The organism is Gilliamella sp. X-46, assembly GCF_057063525.1.
Genome location: NZ_JBXSQH010000032.1, coordinates 1 through 1,632 on the forward strand (window position 1 = coordinate 1; position 1,632 = coordinate 1,632).

2 protein-coding genes are annotated in these 1,632 nt (G+C 36.3%); both read left to right on the forward strand.

All coding sequences use genetic code 11. The annotated features are described in order from the left end of the window. The first annotated feature begins 615 nt into the window (after positions 1–615). Complete coding sequence (locus ACYIAJ_RS11240) at positions 616–1,137, forward strand: transposase (protein ID WP_483564479.1); 522 nt, start codon at positions 616–618, stop codon at positions 1,135–1,137. Then, positions 1,134–1,632: IS3 family transposase (locus ACYIAJ_RS11245; protein ID WP_483564480.1), on the forward strand; the 499-nt coding region annotated here is incomplete at its 3' end. The genes ACYIAJ_RS11240 and ACYIAJ_RS11245, both read left to right, overlap by 4 nt.

The window sequence follows — 1,632 nt, forward strand, 5'->3', positions numbered from 1 at the left end:
GCGGTTAAACCATAACCATCATTACTCTTAAAATAATGTTCAATAACTTGTTTTTTAAAATCGAATGGATATTTTTTGGCCATAATTTTGTTCCCAAAAGTAGATTTAAACAATCCAACTTTTGGGGTGCAGTTCAAAATCCCCTAAATCGGACGTGGTCACGATAGCTATTTTATTCACCCAAGACCAAAACGTCCGAAACCACTGCACCTAATCCATCCTATACACCAAAACAAAAAAGGCCTGATTTTCCGCCCAAAAATCAGTTAAAAAAGGTATTGATTTTATTAAAGTTTTTTCTGGCTATTTTTTAACAAAAATCGCCTAATAAAAACACAACAACCCATCCCAAAAAAGATGGTTATGTTATTTGTCCTATTCCGGCGTCAGAATGTGCCGACAACAGAGCGAGGTTAGCACGCCAAACAGGGATGTTTGGCGAGTTTGTGGTGCGTCGGGAACGCGTCCACAAACGGTGCGTTAAGACCGAGCGACGGCGGAGGGTAGCCGCAGGCCACATTCTGCAGCCTTGCGCGGGGTTTTTAGGGGATTTCGCAAAAAATGAACTGCCCCCCAAAAGTTGGATTGTTTAAATCTACTTTTGGGAACAAAATTATGGCCAAAAAATATCCATTCGATTTTAAAAAACAAGTTATTGAACATTATTTTAAGAGTAATGATGGTTATGGTTTAACCGCTTGGCACTTTCAAGTGCCTGTCGGTACAGTGGAGTCGTGGGTAAAGTTATATAAAAGAAAAGGCATTGAAGGACTAAAACCCGTCACAAAACCAAGGTATTTTTCTCCAGATTTTAAATACAAAGTGGTCAGGTATTTTATAGACAATCATCTTTCACAAAATCAAGCTGCTTTGGCGTTTGATATACACTTTGGATATGTAGGCCACTGGTTTAAAATATACCAAAAATATGGCAAAGCAGGTTTTTCAATGACACCGAATCCACCACAGGGAAAAGCAGATAAAAAAATGGCTCAAAAAGTTAAAAAAAATAGTGAAAAAACAAAAGAAGAATTGCTCGAAATGGTCAGTGACCTTGAAGTGGAGGTGGCTTATCTAAAAAAGTTGGATGCCTTACTTCGACAAAAGAGATTAGAAAAAAAGAAAAGTATCAAATAGTTGATGAATTAAGGAAAAAATATCCCTTAAATAAATTGCTTAGCGCATCAGGTTTGTCGCGAAGTACTTTTTACTATCACGATTCGGCTAAATCTAAAATTGATAAAAATAGTGAATTAAAAGCGCTTATTATCAAGATTTATGAAGATAACTTTAGTCGCTATGGTTATCGACGAATTACGGCTGAATTACAAAATAAGAATGTCATTGTGAATCATAAAAAGGTGCTACGTTTAATGAAAGAAATGAGCTTAAAATCCTTGATAAGAGGAAAGAAATATCGTTCTTATAAATGTCGTCTTAGTGCTGTGCCCAATCTATTAAACCGTGATTTTAAGGCGACTAAACCTGGTCAGAAATGGGTAACGGATGCAACTGAGTTTAAAGTGGGAAGTAAAAAACTGTATTTATCACCTATATTAGATTTATACAATCGGGAAATTGTGGCTTATAACTTCAGTGAACGCCCTTGTTATGAATTGGTTGGTGATATGT

Bases quoted from the DNA above. Each gene is read 5' to 3' on its own strand.
- ACYIAJ_RS11240 (WP_483564479.1), top strand. From the start codon at position 616: ATGGCCAAAAAATATCCATTCGATTTTAAAAAACAAGTTATTGAACAT.